The organism is Methylophilus sp. (genome assembly GCF_052437885.1).
Taxonomy (GTDB): Bacteria; Pseudomonadota; Gammaproteobacteria; order Burkholderiales; family Methylophilaceae; genus Methylophilus.
Genome location: NZ_JBQVPB010000014.1, coordinates 34,613 through 52,730 on the forward strand (window position 1 = coordinate 34,613; position 18,118 = coordinate 52,730).

Here is an 18,118-nt window from a genome sequence, read left to right on the forward strand (position 1 = left end):
TCCATTAATTGGTCAAAATGACAGCCGTCAACCGCATCAAAACAACACCATGATGCACCATCAGCGTGCACTGTCGCTATATAACTCTTTGGCAAATGGGGTGCTGCAGCTTTTGCCGTAGGCAGCCGATTCCCACTTATCCAGTAATTCTTTCTCGTAGCCTTGACCGTGCTGTTTTTCCAGATACGCACGCACCTCAAACACATCAGCAAAGCCATTGTGATCGGTGTCCATCAAAGCCACCTGATCCTCCAGCGTTGGCCCACTATATCGGCCATTGCTGTCGGTAAAGTACTCCAAGGCTGACTCGGCATGTGCTGGTATACCGGCAACGCATAAAAAGCTGCCATACAGCACTGCCAGCCAGACAACCCCATGCTTTATTTTCATCATACTCACTCCACCTATCCGCTTAGTAGTATGACGAATAATTCATGAATTCGTGCACAGACTCTGTGATTTATCTCACACGAGTGTTAGATGTCTGTATGCATGTCTGTATGCAAGATTCATACCGCCACCAAGGCAATTTTCTTCTTCCATTCTGCCGGGCCGGTGTTATGCACCGATGTACCATCGGCACTGACCGCCACCGTCACCGGCATATCGACCACGTCAAATTCATAGATGGCTTCCATGCCCAGATCTGCAAACGCCAGCACGCGGGATTTTTTAATCGCTTTACTGACCAGATAAGCAGCGCCACCGACAGCCATTAAATACACAGACTTGTGCCTGGCGATTTCTTCTAACGCTTCTTCACCACGTTCAGCTTTACCGATAGAACCCAGCAGGCCGGTACTCAGCATCATATCGGTATAACTATCCATGCGGGTCGCGGTGGTGGGGCCTGCCGGGCCGACGGCTTCATCACGCACGGCGTCGACCGGGCCTACGTAGTAAATAAAGCGGTTATTAAAATCGACCGGCAAGGGCTCGCCCTTATCCAGCATGGTTTTGATGCGTTTGTGTGCCGCATCCCTGCCGGTCAGTATTTTGCCGGTCAGCAGCAAGGTCTCACCGTTTTTCCAGGTGTGTGTGTCTGCGCGCGTCACGCTGGCCAGATCGATGCGTCTGGCTTGCGGGCTGGGTGCCCAGTGCACATCGGGGTAGACATCGGCAGCAGGCGGTGTCAGCTCGGCCACACCAGAACCATCCAGCGTGAAATGCACGTGCCGGGTGGCGGCGCAGTTAGGGATGATGGCGACCGGCAAACTGGCGGCATGGGTCGGGTAATCGAGTATCTTCACATCCAGCACCGTGGTCAGGCCACCCAGGCCTTGCGCACCTATGCCCAGTTGATTGACCTTTTCATAGAGTTCCAGCCGCAATTCTTCGATACGGTTTTGCGCGCCACGGGCTTGTAACTCCTGAATATCGATAGGCTGCATCAATGATTCTTTAGCCAGCAACATGGCTTTTTCTGCGCTGCCGCCTATACCTATGCCCAGCATGCCGGGCGGGCACCAGCCGGCGCCCATTTGCGGCACGACTTGCAGCACCCAGTCGACGATGCTGTCGTTAGGGTTGAGCATGGCCAGTTTGGATTTGTTCTCAGAGCCGCCGCCTTTGGCCGCGATCTGGATATCTACTGTATCACCGGCGACCATTTCTACGTGGGTGATGGCAGGCGTATTGTCTTTGGTATTCTTGCGCGCACCGGCCGGGTCATTGACGATAGAAGCACGCAAGGTGTTCTCAGGATGCAGATAAGCACGGCGCACGCCTTCGTTCACCATCTGTTCCAGCGTCATATCGCCTTCAAACCGTGCCTGCATGCCGACTTTGATAAAAGCCACCACGATGCCGGTATCCTGGCACAAGGGGCGCTTGCCTTCGGCACACATGCGCGAGTTGGTCAGTATCTGCGCGATCGCATCTTTGGCGGCGGCTGACGCCTCTTTTTCATAAGCCGCAGCCAGCGCCCGGATATAGTCTTCCGGGTGGTAGTAAGAGATATATTGCAGGGCATCAGCAACACTCTCTATAAAATCTTGCGTTTTAATCAGGGCCATGGCTTTTGTAAAACAGGCGTTCTTTGAAAGGGTTTGTTATCGTTAGCGGGCATTGCTTTTCATATAGGCAATCGCCGGTCCAACATCTTTACGCAGGATTTTACCATTTTTAGTGCGTGGAAATTCTTTAGCCAGATAAACGGTTTTGGGCGTTTTGTACGCAGCCAGGTGCTGTTTACCAAAAGCGATCAGCTCATCGGCCTGCACTTCGCTACCTGGTTTGGGGATCACATAGATCACCACCAGCAATTTGTCTTTCTCTATCTCTTCACCGATGGCGGCACAATCAGCCACCGCAGGATGGCCTTTGTAAACCCGCTCTATCTCATAAGGCGAGACGCGGTAACCAAAACTCTTGATGATGTCATCCTTGCGGCCCAGGAACCAGATATAGCCATCGGCGTCATATTTGGCATAGTCACCAGTGAAAAAATAGCCGTCATGTTTGTATTTGGCGGTTTCCTGCGGCAGGTTCCAGTAGCTGAGAAACAGGCCAGGGTCAGCCTCAGGCACGCAGATCATGCCCTCTTCGCCGGCGGCTACAGTCGCCAGCGTTTCTGGATTCAATAACAGCAGGTCATGCCCGGGCTGCGGAAAGCCGGCCGACCCGGCACGGATAGGCCGGTAAATACTTTGCGACAGGTAATAGGAGAACTCACTCATACCTACCGCTTCATAGATATCCACGCCAAAACGCTCACGCCATTGCGTCAGCACCTCGTCGGACAAATGCTCACCCGCACTCATAAAGTGGCGCACACTGGGCACATCGGCACTGGTGGCGCTGGTCTTTTGCAATAACTGCCGGTAAATGGTGGGCACACCGATAAAAATCGTGGCCTTATGCTTGGCAATGAGATCCAGCCATTTTTGCGCGTCGTTCCTGCCTTCATGCACGATCACGGTCTTGCCCAGATACAAAGGGTCCATCAAGCCGGTGCCCAGCACATAAGTCCAGTTGAATTTGCCGGAATGCATGATGCGGTCTTGCAGTTCATCACTGTAATTGAACCAGTATTTCGCCGCTGGCTGGCGCCCCAGCAAGGCACGGTGTGCATGCAGCACGCCTTTGGGGTAGCCGGTAGTGCCCGAGGTATACACCAGGTAAGCCGGGTCTTCGGCCCGCGTCGCATACGCAGCCTGCACCTGGCCCACCGCGGCCAGTGCCGCTGGTAATGACAATACATTGACCACGCCAGACACCGGCAGCTCATCACTTAATTGCGTGAGTAAGATATGCTTGAGCTGTGGCGTTTGCGCGATGTTTTCCTGCATCTTTGCCGACATGCCGGCCCAGGCCGCGGCATCGGTCACCAGCACCACGGCGCCGGAATCTCTGGCCAGATAAGCGATCTCCTCCGCGGTCAGCAGCGTCGAGGTAGGCACCGAGATAGCGCCGGTTTTCATCGCACCCAGGAAAGCGATCGGATAATCCAGGCTATTAGGCAAACGGATCAGGATACGGTCACCGGCGCTGACACCCAGCTGCCGCAACACTTGCGCAAACTTATCCGTCTGCGTGGCCAGCTCGGCAAAGGTGATGGTACTGGTGCCAAAGCTGTCATCCTCCACTATCATGGCGATCTCGTCTGCCTTGGCAGTGCCCAGATGGCGGTCGCTGCAAGCGACACCGATATTGAACAGCTCGGGGATATCCCACTGCCATTGAGGGTAAGGCGCTAACTGTGTCATCTCAAACCTTTCTTTCTTTAAGTCAGCACTTGGTAAATTGCTGATTGCAACATTCGCTCTTTTGAAACAAACGTGCCAAAAATTTCAGATTTGCTTTTAAGACTAGGCGCCCGGAACGCAGAAACCGGAATGTACTCAAGTACATGAGGATTTCGAGTACCGCGCAACAACGTATTAAAAGCAAAGATAAATTTTCATAATAGGATGCCGTAGGGCCAGTTTTGGCGGACCACCTGCGCCGGCATCAACTGCAGCACATGCAGTGCAAACTCCATGTCACTGGTCTTCAGTGCCCTTAAGGCATGCGCCCGCAACAAGGTCTGCAACGCCTTGCCGAACATGGGCGGGTCCAGCATCTCGCCATCAAACTTGATCGCCCCGCCGAGCAAGGCATCCGCTTCTATCGCCGCCTGCAAGATCGCCACTTTCTGGTTGATCTCGGTCGGTGACGGCGTATAGGCGGTCTTGCACAAGTGGATATGACCGGGATGTATCACCTGCTTGCCGGTCAGGCCCATGGCGGCTTCCTGGCAGGCATGCTTGTACACCACGCGCGACTCGTTATCACCATGCAGATCCAGCCAGCGACGCACATCGTGTGGCTCGACGAACTTGTCCGGCATGATATTGCTGCCTATCAGCGTTTCCACGCCACCTATCACGCCTTTACCGGCTATCCTGGCTTCAAAGATCAGCTGGTTGATAAAGTAAAACAGCTCTTCTATCCAGTGTTCGGGCGTGATGTGTATGCCCAGCGCCTTGGAGAAGTCGTGAATACCGAAAACCACATGTTTGACGGTGTCGTACTGCATCAGGTCAGGCGCGATCTTGAGTGACTTTGGGTGCTCTATGATGGGCTGTATCGTGATGTGCGGATTCACGCTGATCAAAAAACTGGAAAGGTCGCGCACTTCTGCCGCGCCATACGATTCACCGGCTTTGGCCAGCATCACCACATCGATATATTCGCTCATGTCGCGCACCAGCTTCATGTCCTCTTCGTACTCATCGGTACGGAAAGAGTTGGCACGGATGGCGATAGTCACGCGCTCGTTGACCTTGCGCAGTTTGGGCAGCTCCTGACGCAACAGGGTGCGGCTCATCTCTTTTTGCCTGCAGCCATCTTCGAGGTCAAAGATCAGGGTATGCGCATTAGTGAAATGCGCATGCTTGACCATGCGGTTGGCTGCCTGCTCCATATCTTCATAAATGCCCAGGCTGGGTGCATATTTCACCGGCGGGTAATATAGCTGGATACCCGGCCAGTAATCGCCCAGGGCACTGGCATCCAGCGTGATCGGCTCTTCTCCCATATGCTGAATCATGCTGTTTCCTGTTCTGCCGATGGTCGGCTTTGCCTTAGTTTTTGCAACACTGCCGCGTGCTCTGCCGCCAGCGGTGTTGCCGCTGCTGCCTGCGTGGCCGTCTCTTGTATCAAGTCCCAGAACACGTTATCCGGCAACTCCAGCAACATATCCAGCTGCGCCATCTCCGCCATGGTCAGGCCATTGAAATGCTCGCTGACAAAGCGCTGCAATACGATATCCAGCTCCAGCATGCCGCGCCGGCAGCGCCAGGCCAGTCGCCGTTGCTCTGCTTCGCGTAAGATTTCTGCATTTAACATCATCTACTCCCTACAGCACTTTAATGCCAAAGATCTTTTTACCCGCGGCATCGGGTTTATGTGCTTTGACGTTCTCTATCTTCAGATCCTTGATCGCCGCGATCGCCGCATTCGGGTTGAGTTTTTTCGGGCAGACATCGGTACAGTTCATGATGTTGTGGCAACGGTATAAACGGTAAGGGTCTTCCAGGTTCTCCAGGCGTGCCTGCTGCTCCTGGTCACGGCTATCGGCGATAAAGCGGTAGGCCTGCATCAGGCCGGCCGGGCCCACGAACTTGTCCGGGTTCCACCAGAAGCTGGGGCAAGAGGTGGTACAGGCACCGCACAAAATACATTCATACAGGCCATCCAGTTTGGCGCGGTCTTCCGGGCTTTGTAGGCGCTCGGTCTCCGGCGGCGTGTCATGATTCTGCAGATAGGGCATCACCGAATGATAATGGTCAAAAAACTGCGTCATATCGACCACCAGGTCGCGTATCACCGGCAGGCCAGGCATAGGTCGCAACACGACCGGCTCTTGCAGCGTTTCCAGCTTGGTGATGCAGGCCAGACCATTTTTGCCATTGATGTTCATGGCGTCAGAGCCACACACGCCCTCGCGGCAGGACTTGCGCATGCTTAAGGTGTCATCGACCTGCTTCAGGCGCATCAGCGCGTCCAGCAGCATCTGGTCGCTGTCTTCAAGCGCGATGTCGTAATCCTGCATATAGGGCTTTTTGTCTACGTCCGGATTAAAGCGGTAGATGGAAAAACGCATATCAATACACCCTTTTCTTCAACTCGAAGGACTCAACGCTGAGTGGTTTTAGACGGACAGGCTTGTAAACCAGCTTTTGTTCAGCGGCAAAATACAGTGAATGGCTCAGCCACCTGGTATCATCCCGCTCGGGATGATCTTCACGCGCATGTGCGCCGCGGCTTTCCTGGCGCGCATGCGCGGCATGCATGGTCGCCACTGCCACCTGCATCAGGTTATCCAGCTCCAGCGCTTCCACGCGCGCGGTATTGAACACCTTGCTTTTATCGTTGATACGCAGATCTTGCGCCCGCTCGGCCACCTGGGCGATGGCGCTGACACCGGCTTGCAGCAGATCGGGGAAGCGGAACACGCCGCAATGTTTTTGCATGGCCTGTCGCATGGCATCGCCTGTCAGCGCCACATTCTCACCGGCGCTGCTGCTTTCCAGGCGGTTGACGCGCGCCAGGGTCGCCTCTGCCGCATTCGCCGGTAAGGGCTTGTGCGCTCTGGCGCTGCCTATATCGGCTGCCATTTTGTCACCGGCGGCTTTGCCAAACACCACCAGGTCCAGCAATGAGTTGGAACCCAGGCGATTGGCGCCGTGCACCGAGACACAGGCACATTCACCTACCGCATACAGGCCCTGAATGACACGTTCTGACTGCCCATCATGCACCACCACCTGGCCATCCAGGTTGGTAGGGATACCACCCATCATGTAATGCGCAGTCGGCACCACCGGGATAGGATTGCTGATAGGGTCTACCCCGGCAAAGGTTTTGGCGATCTCGCGTATACCCGGCAGGCGTTTGCTGATGATGTCTTCACCCAGATGATCCAGCTTGAGGTAAACCGCATCTTTATGTTTGCCTATGCCGCGGCCCTGCTTGATCTCGGTCGCCATCGCGCGCGACACCACGTCACGGCTGGCCAGGTCTTTGGCAGTGGGTGCATAACGTTCCATAAAGCGCTCACCTTCGCTGTTGACCAGGTAGCCGCCTTCGCCACGCACGCCTTCAGTGATCAGCACGCCGGCATTGAGCACCCCGGTCGGGTGAAACTGCCAGAACTCCATATCCTGCAGCGGCAAACCGGCACGCGCCGCCATGCCCAGGCCATCGCCGGTATTGATAAAGGCATTGGTACTGGCCTGGAAGATACGGCCGCCACCGCCGGTGGCAAGCATGGTTGCCTTGGCATGGATGACGTGGATATCGCCGGTCTCGATCTCCAGCGCGATCACGCCCAGCACATCGCCGTCGCTGTCACGGATCAGGTCCAGCGCGAACCATTCGATCAAAAACTGGGTATTGGCTTTCACATTGCGCTGGTACAAGGTATGCAGCATGGCGTGCCCGGTGCGGTCAGCCACGGCACAGGTGCGCGAGATCGGCTGCTCGCCAAAGTTGCGTGTCATGCCGCCAAACGGGCGCTGGAAGATACGGCCATTTTCCAGCCGGTCGAACGGCATGCCAAAATGTTCCAGCTCGATAATGGCTTTGGCTGCATTGCGGCACATGAACTCAATCGCATCCTGGTCACCCAGGTAATCCGAACCCTTGATGGTGTCGTACATATGCCACAACCAGTTGTCGTCAGAGACATTGCCCAAGGCCGCGGCGATACCGCCTTGTGCCGCCACCGTGTGTGACCGGGTAGGAAACACTTTGGACAGCACCGCCACATCCGCGCCTGACTCAGCCAGCTGCAAGGCCGCGCGCAAGCCGGCACCGCCGCCACCGATGATGACGGCATCTACCTGGTGATACTGTAATTCGCTAGCTACTGTCATATATTTAAACCGGCCATGCCGCTCACCTTCACTTCATTCCAAACAGAATCCACAAGATCGCCAGCGCATTGCCTGCCACCGCGAGATTCACCAGCCATTGCAGCACAGAGCGGCAGCGCAAATTGGCTACGTAATCACGTAACACATCGCGCACACCCAGCCAGGCATGCATCAGCATGCAGATAAAAAACCACACACTGAGCAGACGCCACCACCAGGGTGAAAATACCGCGACCCAACCCGCATGATCTGCCGGAGCCAGCCACCATACCCGCAGCCAGAACAGCAGCAAGCCCAAGGCCATAGACAGCGCACACAACCGTTGCGTCAGCCATAAGCGCATGCCCGGGTACTTTGCGGTCAACAACTCAAAAAGCATGGCTGAAACTCATTTTGCTGGCGTATTCATTTTTGGGTGTATTTACCAAATCGCATACAGCACGAACAGCATGGTAAAAGCCACCAGGCCCAGCACCACGCGGCTGGAGAAACGCGCCTTTTGCAAGCTGGTCATCCAGTGCACATCCATGGCCAGATGACGGATACCGGCATAAAAATGATGAAAAAACGCCCAGGCCAGCCCGCTCAACAGCAGTTTTACAGGCCATTGCTGCAACTGGGCCGCCACTGCCGAGTAACCCTGCGCATCACGCAGCGACAGGTACAGCGCCCATAGCAATAAAGGCTGCACCAGAAATAACACCACGCCACTGGCCCTGTGCATGATAGACACCACGGCATTGACCGGCAGACGGATGGTGAACAGATCCAGGTTTTTTGGCCGCTGCTTTTTTTGCTTCTTTACTATCATGTATTGCTTTCAGCCAGCCTTTAAACCTGTTTCGCCGCACGGGCGACGGCGCCAGACACATAGGCCATCAGGCGCGGATCGAACGGTTTCGGGATGATGTAATCCTTGCCAAAACTCAGTGACTGCAGCTGATAGGCATCCAGCACCTGTTGCGGCACCGGCTCACGCGCCAGGGCACTCAAAGCGCGCGCGGCAGCCACTTTCATTTCTTCGCTGATCTGGGTCGCCTGCGCATCCAGTGCGCCACGGAACAGATAAGGGAAACACAAAGCATTATTGACCTGGTTGGGAAAATCACTGCGCCCGGTCGCCATGATCGCGTCATCGCGTATGGCATACACCTGGTCAGGCAGGATCTCGGGGTCGGGGTTCGCCAGTGCAAAAATGACAGGCCTGGCCGCCATACCAGCCACCAGCTCGGGCGGCAGGCCATTTTTGGCAGACACACCTATAAATACATCGGCACCCGGCATCGCGTCAGCCAGGGTTTTTACCTGGCCTGAGTCTATCGCCAATCCGCGGTTGTTATCATGCAGATCGTCACGCGCCGTATCCAGCACGCCTTTGCGGTCTACCATGGTGATATCGGTCGCCCCCATCAGCTTGAGCAATTTTGCGCACGAGCAGCCTGCTGCGCCCGCCCCCAGAAACACTATTTTGGCAGCCGGCAAGGTCTTGCCCTGCAGCTCAAGCGCATTCAGCAATGCGGCGGCGACGATCACTGCCGTACCGTGCTGGTCATCGTGAAAAACCGGGATTTGCAGACGTTTTTTTAACTCATTTTCGATATAAAAACAGTGCGGAGCCGCAATATCTTCAAGATTGATGCCACCAAAGGTAGGCGAAATATTCACCACGGTCTGGATAAACTCATCCGGCGTCGCCGCATTCACCTCAATATCAAACACATCGATATCGGCAAAGCGCTTGAACAATACCGCCTTGCCTTCCATCACCGGCTTGCCTGCCAGCGCACCGACATTGCCCAGGCCCAGCACCGCAGTGCCATCAGTGATCACCGCCACCAGGTTGCCCTTGTTGGTATATTTATAAGCATTGGCCGGATCTGCCTCTATCTCGCGTACCGGCTCGGCCACACCCGGGGTATAAGCCAGTGAAAGGTCTAGTTGTGTCGCACAGGGTTTGGACGACTCAACGCTCAGCTTTCCCGGTTTGGGAAACTGGTGGTAATCCAGTGCGCGTTTTTTCAGATCGTCCATATCAACCCCTGTTAGCTTAGGCCTTACTTTACTCGACAAGACTTTTTACATTGCAGATTCAAAAGTCGTTCTATTACGAATGATTTAAACATTCCAGTTCTATCCATATCGAATGATTTAAAAACTTCAGTAGCAAGGTGAATCAGCGCAGACAGTGCAGATAGCACGGCAAACGAGATTCAACGCCGCTAATGAAGATTTTATAATCACCCAAATTCCTATACATCGAATGATTCAAAAACTTCAGTAGCAAGGCGAACGAGCGCAGACAGTGCGATCAGCACGGCAAGCGAAATTCAACGCCGCTAATGAAGATTTTTTAATCATTCGAGTTCGCTCATGTAGTGGTGGTCGTCCGTCAGGCACAACCCAAACCGCCACTCCATAGGTCTGTCACCATAGGTGAATGACACGCGCTCTATGCTCAGCAGCGGATAACCTTCTTTCAGGCCCAGCGCCTTGGCCACTTCGGCATCGGCAGCCACCGCCTTGATGCGTTCTTCGGCACGTATCATGCGGATACCGAATTGCGATTCATACATGCTGTACATGGAACCATTGCTCTCTTCGACCTTGGCGCGGTTCAGGCCTTTGAATGGCGCTGCGGGCACCACTATATGGTCATAGATCAGCGGGCGGCCGGAAAAAGTCAGCAGGCGTTTCACCTCTATAGTGGTCGCTCCGGCCTTGATTTCCAGCACTTTGCCTATGTGCGCGTTAGCCTTGCTTTTGATACAGGAGAGAAATTCATTCTGTAGCAATTCTTTCTGGCCGTTTTCTGCGGTCAGCCGCAAAAAACGTAATTTGACATCATCCTGATTATGCGTGGCGACAAAGGTGCCCTTGCCCTGGCGGCGGATCAGGATATTTTCAGTCGCCAGGCTATCGATGGCTTTGCGCACGGTGCCCTGGCTCACTTTATAACGCTGCGCCAGGTCTATCTCGCTGGGGATCATGTCACCAGGGCGCCATTCGCCTCCTATCAGGCTTTGCGTGATCAACACCTTGATCTGGTCATATAAAGGTCTGTAACTCGCCGATGCAAACTGCTTGTCCATGAGATGAACGCTCCAGATAAACGCTTTATTTATTTCAATATGCGGAAAAACGCCTCCGCCATGCTTAATTAATTTATACCACAGACAAAACTCAGGTGTCCACTGTTTTATATCTTATATAAGACATAAGATATTCGTTGACAGACAAAATTTTATCATCAATAATTCAATGGAAGCTCCTTAAGCAAGGGAATAACAATGTCATACCCACTCAGACCCAGACGCTCCATGCTGTATGTGCCAGGGTGTAACACACACTATCTGGAACGTGCACGCACGCTGGCGGCAGATTCAGTCATCCTGGATCTGGGTGACCCTATATTGATAGATGCCAAACTGCAATCGCGCGACAATGTGGTGCAGGCGGCCAGACAAGGCGGCTATGGCAAACGCGAAGTGGTGATCCGCGTCAACGACCTCGATTCACTCTGGGGCCATGACGATATACAGGCGGTCGCCAATGTCGGCGCCGATGCCATCCTGTTTCCCAATATAGAATCGCGTGAAGATGTGTTGCGCGCACAACAGTTGCTCGATGACGCCGGTGGCAGCAACGTGCCCATGATGGTGATGATAGAAAGCCCGCTGGCGGTACTGAATGCCAAGGAGATCGCTGCCGCTTCCGAGCGCGTGATCTGTATGGTGATGGCGACTTCTGACCTGATCTCGCAGCTGCATGCGCGTGTCACGCATGAGCGTTCGGCTATCCTGACTTCATTATCACTGGTGATACTGGCTGCGCGCGCCTATGGCAAAGGCGTGATTGATGGCATCACCAGCGATTTCAAGAACATGCATTCGTTTGAATATGCCTGCCGCATAGGCCGCGATATCGGCATGGATGGCAAGTCACTGGTGCATCCGGCACAGATCGCTTACTGTAATGATGCCTACACGCCGCAGCGCAGCGAAGTCGAACATGCACGCCTGATCATCAAGGCTTTGAAAGAAGCCAATGAAGCCGGCCGGGGCACGGTGGTGGTCAACGACAAACTGGTAGAGCACCACCATATCAAAGCCGCCCAACGATTGATCCAGCTGGCCGAGGCCATCAGCGAACTTGAAGAAGAGTTTATTTAATGACCCCGCCCCTATTGATAGCTATTAAAGGAGGACACCATGCAAAGTAAAATCCATGCAGGCCGTTTCTTCGAAGACTTCAACCTGCACGAAGTCATCCAGCATGCAACGCCACGCACCATCACTGCCGGCGATAGCGCGCTTTACATCGCTTTAACCGGCGCACGCAACCCGCTGCATTGCAGCGAGCCGCTGGCGCAGGCCCTGGGCTACCCGACAACGCCGGTAGACGACCTGCTGGCATTTCATATCGCATTTGGCAAAACCGTGCCGGATGTGTCGGTCAATGCCGTGGCCAACCTGGGCTACGCCGATGTGCGCTTTCTGCAGCCGGTCTACGTAGGCGACACACTCAGCACTTCTAGTGAAGTGATAGGTTTAAAACAGAATTCCAGCGGCAAAAGTGGTGTGGTGTGGGTGCGTTCGACCACCCTGAACCAGCAGCAGCAACCAGTACTCAGCTGGGTGCGCTGGGTGATGGTACAAAAAAGGAACCACGAGGCGCCAGCACCCGAGACCGTGATCCCCGAACTGCCTGAATTCGTCGCCGCCGAATCTCTGGCAGTGCCGGCCAACTTCAAGTTACACAACAACCTGGGCAGCGCCACCGGCGGCAAATACTGGTGGGATGACTACGAGGTGGGTGAATGCATGCGCCATCCGGCTGGCCAAACCATCAATGAAAGTGACCATACCCTGGCCACACATCTGTACCAGAACAATGCCCGCCTGCACTTTGACGCGCACCTGATGAAAAGCACGCCACAAGGCAAGCGGCTGGTCTATGGCGGCGTGGTGATCTCGGCTTGCCGGGCGCTCAGTTATGAAGGCCTGGAGAACGCCATCTCCATAGTGGCGATCAATGGCGGCACCCATGCCAACCCCAGTTATGCCGGTGACACCATTTACTGCCTGAGCAAGGTGCTGGACAAATGGTCGCTGCCGCACCCCGAGCTGGGCGCATTACGCCTGCGTATGGTAGGGGTGAAAAACATGCCGCCCACCACGCTGGAAAATATCAAGACCACGCAGGGCTACCACCCGCATGTGGTGCTGGACCTAGATTACACGGTACTTATTCCACGAAAAGGAAATTGATTATGGTTGTACATCCGAATCAGGCATTGTTTGGCGGTGAAAAACCGTTTCCAGTGATCCCGGCCTGTGAACATTTTGCTGGCAGTGAAAAACTGATTTTAAAGGCATTGTCTCTGCAAGACCCGGCTAATCCCAATGGTGCAGGCCCGGTATTCGATATCACCTGTGATTGTGAAGATGGCGCTGCCAGCGGCCAGGAGCAGGCACATGCCGAAATGATAGTACGCATACTGAATTCTGATGCCAACCAGCACAAGATGGCCGGTGCGCGTATCCACGATTACACCCATCCGCACTGGAAAAAAGACATTGATATCCTGGTCGGTGGTGCCGGCCAGGTGCTAAGTTACCTGACCATCCCCAAATGCACGGATATCGCGCAGGCGCGTGAAATGATCGCCTATATCCAGCAAGTGGCCAGGCAACATGGCATACAGCGCGAGATCCCGGTGCATCTGCTGATAGAGACACACGGCGCGCTGCGTCAGGTACACGAGATCGCCCAGCTACCGTGGTTGCAGGTGCTGGATTTCGGCTTAATGGACTTTGTCAGCGCACATCACGGTGCTATCCCCGCCAGCGCCATGCGTAGCCCCGGCCAGTTCGACCATCATTTGCTGGCACGTGCCAAAAGCGAAGTCGTGTCAGCCGCGCTGGCGAATGGCGTAGTGCCTGCGCATAACGTCACCCTGGATCTGAAAAATGCCGAAGTGACCTACAGCGATGCCTACCGCGCCCGCAACGAGTTCGGCTTTATGCGCATGTGGAGCATTTACCCGACGCAGATACAGGCGATCGTGGATGCCATGAAGCCTAATTTTGACGAAGTCAGTGATGCCGCCAATATCCTGCTCACGGCACAAGCGGCTGACTGGGGGCCTATCCAGTATGCCGGTGAGTTGCATGACCGTGCCACCTACCGTTATTTCTGGGAAGTGCTGCAAAAAGCCAAGCACACAGGCGTTGCTATGCCGGCAGAAGCCGAAAAAGCATTTTTTTAATACTTTATCCACAGAGACCATTGAGTGCCCAGAGAAAAGATGAAAGAGAAAAGATGAGAAATTCTTATTCTGCTTGATCAGCAAGCAATTAAATCCTGGTGAAATCCAGGCGATTTTACTCAGTGTTTTATTTTTTCTCGGTGTTAGCTTTTTTCTTGGTGCACCCGGTGTTCTCTGTGGCAAAAAAAAGGGTTTAATATGCAACAAACAACTTCAGCAGGCGCACGCTTTCGCGCTGCGCTGGCGGCAGAACAGCCATTACAGATCATAGGCGCCATCAATGCCTATCACGCCATGCTGGCGACCCAGAGTGGCTTCAAGGCCATCTACCTGTCTGGTGGCGGCGTGGCGGCGGGCTCCCTGGGCTTGCCTGACCTGGGCATCTCTACCCTGGAAGATGTGCTGATCGATGTGCGCCGTATTACTGACGCCGTCGATACACCATTACTGGTGGATATAGATACCGGTTTTGGCGGTGCTTTCAATATCGCACGCACGATTAAAAGCGTAGCCAAAGCAGGCGCGGCGGCTGTGCATATTGAAGACCAGGTCAGCGCCAAACGCTGCGGGCACAGGCCGAACAAGGCGATTGTCAGCCTGGATGAAATGGTAGACCGCGTAAAAGCCGCTGTGGATGCCAAGCCCTATGATGAGTTTGTGGTCATGGCACGTACCGATGCGCTTGCCGTTGAAGGCCTGCAATCTGCCATAGACCGCGCCAGTGCCTGTGTAGAGGCCGGTGCCGATATGATATTCCCCGAAGCGATGACAGACTTGAAGATGTACCAGCAATTTGTTGAGGCCGTCAAAGTGCCGGTACTGGCCAATATCACAGAATTCGGCTCTACCCCGCTCTTCACTGTAGATGAACTGGCCACGGCGGGCGTGGGCATGGTGTTATATCCCCTCTCCGCTTTCCGCGCCATGAACCAGGCTGCGCTCGCGGTCTATCAGGGCGTGCGCCAGGATGGCACGCAGAAAAACGTGCTGGCCCTGATGCAGACGCGGGCCGACCTGTATACCCATCTTGGCTATCACGCCTTTGAAGAAAAACTCGACGCCCTGTTCAAGCAATAAGGGCCTGCAGGAGATCATGATGAATACCCCTACTGATACCATCAGAACTAATGATACTAGCACCGCCACTGAAGCGCCCAAACGCAAGAAAGGCGTCGCCCTGGCGGGTGTGGCGGCCGGCACCACTGCCATTTGCACGGTTGGTCACACCGGCAATGACTTGCATTATCGCGGTTACGATATTATCGAGCTGGCAAAACACGCCAGTTTTGAAGAAGTCGCCTATTTGCTGATCTACGGCGAGCTGCCCACCCAGGCACAACTCACGCAATATCATCAAAAGCTCAAAAAGCTGCGCGGCCTGCCCAGTGCACTCAAAGCCGTACTGGAACAGATACCTGCCGGTGCACACCCTATGGATGTGATGCGCACCGGCTGCTCCATGCTGGGCACACTGGAACCGGAAGCCACGGACAGGGATGCTGCCGGCGCACAGGCGCTGGGCGACCGCCTGATCGCCTGTTTCGGTTCTATGCTGGTCTACTGGTACCATTTCAGCCAGCGCGGCGTACGCACAGAGGTTGAAACTGACGATGACTCGATCGCTGGGCACTTTCTGCATATCCTGCATGGCAAAAAACCTTCAGACCTGCATATCAAAGCCATGAATACCTCGCTGGTGTTGTATGCGGAACATGAGTTCAATGCCTCTACATTCACCGCACGCGTGATCGCCGGCACCTTGTCTGACCTTTACTCGTGTATCACAGGGGCGATAGGCGCCTTGCGCGGCCCCAAACACGGCGGCGCCAATGAAGCAGCCATGGAGATCATAGAGCGCTACCGCGATGCAGATGAGGCCGAAGCTGACATCATGGCGCGCATGGCACGCAAGGAGATCATCATAGGTTTTGGCCACCCGGTGTACACCATTGCCGACCCGAGGAACGAATCTATCAAGGAAGTCAGCCGCTCACTGGGGCAGGACGCCGGCAATATGCAACTGTTTGATATTTCAGCGCGCATTGAAGCAACCATGTGGCGCGAGAAAAAGATGTTCCCCAACCTGGATTGGTACAGCGCCTCCAGCTACCACCTGATGGGCATCCCCACCGGCATGTTCACGCCTATCTTTGTCATCTCGCGTACTACCGGCTGGGTGGCTCATGCCATTGAGCAGCGCATAGATAACAAGATCATTCGCCCGAACGCTGAATATAACGGGCCGGATAACAGACCGTTTGTGCCGATTAGACTAAGGTAAACGCGCATTTCTCACATTAACTCATTGCGTTTTATGCCTTTAGCGAGTGTTTTAAAAGATGAAGCATAAGGCGCCCGGAGCACAGAAACCGGAATGTACATGTAGTACATGAGGATTTTGAGCACCGCGCAACGTAGTGATTCGCTTTTAAAACATTTGATAAAGGTATAAAAAACATGTCAGCCCATATTTCTAACGTACGCCCGGACCCCGACCAGGTCATCGTCGATATTGCCAACTACGTGGCAGATTTTGAGATCGACTCGGCCGAGGCTTATGACACAGCACGCAATTGCCTGATGGATACCCTGGGCTGCGGTTTTGAAGCGCTGGATTACCCGGCCTGTACCAAATTGCTGGGGCCGGTGATCGCAGGCACAGTGGTGCCGAATGGCGCCAAGGTACCGGGCACCGCTTATCAGCTGGACCCTATCCTGGCGGCATTCAATATCGGCGCCATGATACGCTGGCTGGATTTCAACGATACCTGGCTGGCTGCCGAATGGGGGCACCCTTCAGACAATCTGGGCGGCATCCTGGCATCGGCCGACTATATCTCACGTAAAAACGTCGCTGAAGGCAAAGCCCCGCTGACCATGAAACAGGTACTGACTGCGATGATCAAGGCCCACGAGATCCAGGGAGTGCTGGCGCTGGAAAACAGTTTCAACCGCGTCGGGCTGGACCATGTGATCCTGGTGAAGATCGCCTCGACTGCCGTGGTCACCAAACTGCTGGGGGGTAACAAACAGGACATCATCAACGCGGTTTCCAATGCCTTTGTCGATGGCCAGAGCTTGCGCACTTACCGCCACAGCCCGAATACCGGCTCACGCAAGTCGTGGGCCGCTGGCGATGCCACTTCACGCGCTGTGCGTCTGGCCTGGATGACCCTGCAAGGCGAAATGGGCTACCCCAGCGCACTCACCGCCAAAACCTGGGGCTTTTATGATGTGCTGTTCAAAGGCAATGCGTTCAAATTCCAGCGCCCTTACGGTAGCTATGTCATGGAGCAGGTATTGTTCAAGATATCTTTCCCGGCAGAGTTTCATGCGCAAACAGCAGTCGAAAGTGCTTTCCAGCTCAACCACGAAGTCGGGCAGCGGCTGCAATCGCTGGATGACATAGCCAATATAGACAAGATCGTGATCACCACCCATGAATCAGCGATACGCATCATTGATAAAAGCGGGCCCATGCACAACCCGGCTGACCGTGACCACTGCCTGCAATACATGGCGGCAGTCGGCTTGCTCAAAGGCAGCCTGACCGCACAGGATTATGAAGATGCCGCCGCGGCTGACCCGCGTATCGATGCCCTGCGCGACAAAATGCATTGTGTAGAGAAAGCAGAATATACGCGCGATTACCTGGACCCGGAAAAACGCTCTATCGCCAATGCGATCCAGATCTTCTTTAAAGATGGCAGCCAGTCCAGCAATATCGCTGTGGAATACCCTATAGGCCATAGACGCCGCCGTGAACAAGGCATCCCGGAACTGGTGAAGAAATTCAAAGTCAACCTGGCGCGCCGTTTTAACACCGCAAAGCAGGCCGAGATCCTCGATCTGTGCCAGGACCAGCCGCGGCTGGAAAACACACCTGTGCACCAGTTTGTGGATCTGCTGGCGCTTTAATCAACTGGCTATCAAACCAGTATATTTGGGCACCTGCGGGTGCCCAAACTTTAGGTATAGGAAATAGAGA

17 protein-coding genes are annotated in these 18,118 nt (G+C 54.5%); 6 read left to right on the forward strand and 11 right to left on the reverse strand.

Going from position 1 to position 18,118, the window contains the following annotated elements:
- Positions 1-60: 60 nt before the first annotated feature.
- The 11 genes from ACT6RZ_RS13110 to ACT6RZ_RS13160 all read right to left on the reverse strand — a co-directional run bounded on the left by ACT6RZ_RS13110 (position 61) and on the right by ACT6RZ_RS13160 (position 10,951).
- Positions 61-393: a hypothetical protein gene (locus ACT6RZ_RS13110; protein ID WP_444702540.1), complete on the reverse strand. Its 333-nt coding sequence runs from the start codon at positions 391-393 to the stop codon at positions 61-63.
- A 116-nt stretch (positions 394-509) separates the two neighbouring features.
- Positions 510-2,015, reverse strand: coding sequence for a fumarate hydratase (locus tag ACT6RZ_RS13115; protein WP_444702541.1), 1,506 nt, complete (start codon positions 2,013-2,015; stop codon positions 510-512).
- A 42-nt stretch (positions 2,016-2,057) separates the two neighbouring features.
- Positions 2,058-3,707: an acyl-CoA synthetase gene (locus ACT6RZ_RS13120; protein WP_444702542.1), complete on the reverse strand. Its 1,650-nt coding sequence runs from the start codon at positions 3,705-3,707 to the stop codon at positions 2,058-2,060.
- Between the two features lie 194 nt (positions 3,708-3,901).
- Positions 3,902-5,032: an HpcH/HpaI aldolase/citrate lyase family protein gene (locus ACT6RZ_RS13125; RefSeq protein WP_444702543.1), complete on the reverse strand. Its 1,131-nt coding sequence runs from the start codon at positions 5,030-5,032 to the stop codon at positions 3,902-3,904.
- Complete coding sequence (locus tag ACT6RZ_RS13130; RefSeq protein WP_444702544.1) at positions 5,029-5,331, reverse strand: FAD assembly factor SdhE; 303 nt, start codon at positions 5,329-5,331, stop codon at positions 5,029-5,031. Before ACT6RZ_RS13130 ends, ACT6RZ_RS13125 begins: the two co-directional genes overlap by 4 nt.
- 10 nt (positions 5,332-5,341) lie before the next feature.
- A complete protein-coding gene (locus tag ACT6RZ_RS13135; protein ID WP_444702545.1) occupies positions 5,342-6,088 on the reverse strand; it encodes a succinate dehydrogenase iron-sulfur subunit in 747 nt (248 codons plus the stop codon).
- Position 6,089: 1 nt separating this feature from the next.
- Positions 6,090-7,862 carry a succinate dehydrogenase flavoprotein subunit gene (gene sdhA, locus ACT6RZ_RS13140; protein ID WP_444702546.1) on the reverse strand — a complete coding sequence of 591 codons (1,773 nt, stop codon included), beginning with the start codon at positions 7,860-7,862 and terminating at the stop codon, positions 6,090-6,092.
- 28 nt (positions 7,863-7,890) lie between these two features.
- Complete coding sequence (gene sdhD / locus ACT6RZ_RS13145; RefSeq protein WP_444702547.1) at positions 7,891-8,241, reverse strand: succinate dehydrogenase, hydrophobic membrane anchor protein; 351 nt, start codon at positions 8,239-8,241, stop codon at positions 7,891-7,893.
- A 42-nt stretch (positions 8,242-8,283) separates the two neighbouring features.
- Positions 8,284-8,673 (reverse strand): succinate dehydrogenase, cytochrome b556 subunit, encoded by a 390-nt coding sequence (sdhC, locus tag ACT6RZ_RS13150; protein WP_444702548.1) that lies wholly within the window; start codon positions 8,671-8,673, stop codon positions 8,284-8,286.
- Between the two features lie 20 nt (positions 8,674-8,693).
- The gene (locus ACT6RZ_RS13155; RefSeq protein WP_444702549.1) at positions 8,694-9,893 is read right to left on the reverse strand and encodes a malic enzyme-like NAD(P)-binding protein; all 1,200 of its coding nucleotides are present in this window, start codon (positions 9,891-9,893) and stop codon (positions 8,694-8,696) included.
- Positions 9,894-10,216: 323 nt separating this feature from the next.
- On the reverse strand, positions 10,217-10,951 hold the full coding sequence (locus ACT6RZ_RS13160; protein ID WP_444702550.1) for a GntR family transcriptional regulator: 735 nt from the start codon (positions 10,949-10,951) through the stop codon (positions 10,217-10,219).
- Between the two features lie 198 nt (positions 10,952-11,149).
- On the opposite strand from ACT6RZ_RS13160, the gene ACT6RZ_RS13165 reads away from it, so the two are divergent.
- The 6 genes from ACT6RZ_RS13165 to ACT6RZ_RS13190 all read left to right on the forward strand — a co-directional run bounded on the left by ACT6RZ_RS13165 (position 11,150) and on the right by ACT6RZ_RS13190 (position 18,048).
- Entirely contained in the window at positions 11,150-12,031 is an 882-nt protein-coding gene (locus ACT6RZ_RS13165; protein ID WP_444702551.1) for an HpcH/HpaI aldolase/citrate lyase family protein, read from the forward strand.
- A gap of 39 nt (positions 12,032-12,070) precedes the next feature.
- Positions 12,071-13,129, forward strand: a complete 1,059-nt coding sequence (locus tag ACT6RZ_RS13170; protein ID WP_444702552.1) for a MaoC family dehydratase — start codon at positions 12,071-12,073, stop codon at positions 13,127-13,129.
- A 2-nt stretch (positions 13,130-13,131) separates the two neighbouring features.
- Positions 13,132-14,130: an HpcH/HpaI aldolase/citrate lyase family protein gene (locus ACT6RZ_RS13175; protein ID WP_444702553.1), complete on the forward strand. Its 999-nt coding sequence runs from the start codon at positions 13,132-13,134 to the stop codon at positions 14,128-14,130.
- 198 nt (positions 14,131-14,328) lie between these two features.
- Positions 14,329-15,207 carry a methylisocitrate lyase gene (gene prpB, locus ACT6RZ_RS13180; protein ID WP_444702554.1) on the forward strand — a complete coding sequence of 293 codons (879 nt, stop codon included), beginning with the start codon at positions 14,329-14,331 and terminating at the stop codon, positions 15,205-15,207.
- Between the two features lie 19 nt (positions 15,208-15,226).
- A complete protein-coding gene (gene prpC / locus ACT6RZ_RS13185) occupies positions 15,227-16,411 on the forward strand; it encodes a bifunctional 2-methylcitrate synthase/citrate synthase (RefSeq protein WP_444702555.1) in 1,185 nt (394 codons plus the stop codon).
- A 176-nt stretch (positions 16,412-16,587) separates the two neighbouring features.
- A complete protein-coding gene (locus ACT6RZ_RS13190) occupies positions 16,588-18,048 on the forward strand; it encodes a bifunctional 2-methylcitrate dehydratase/aconitate hydratase (RefSeq protein ID WP_444702556.1) in 1,461 nt (486 codons plus the stop codon).
- Positions 18,049-18,118 lie beyond the last annotated feature (70 nt).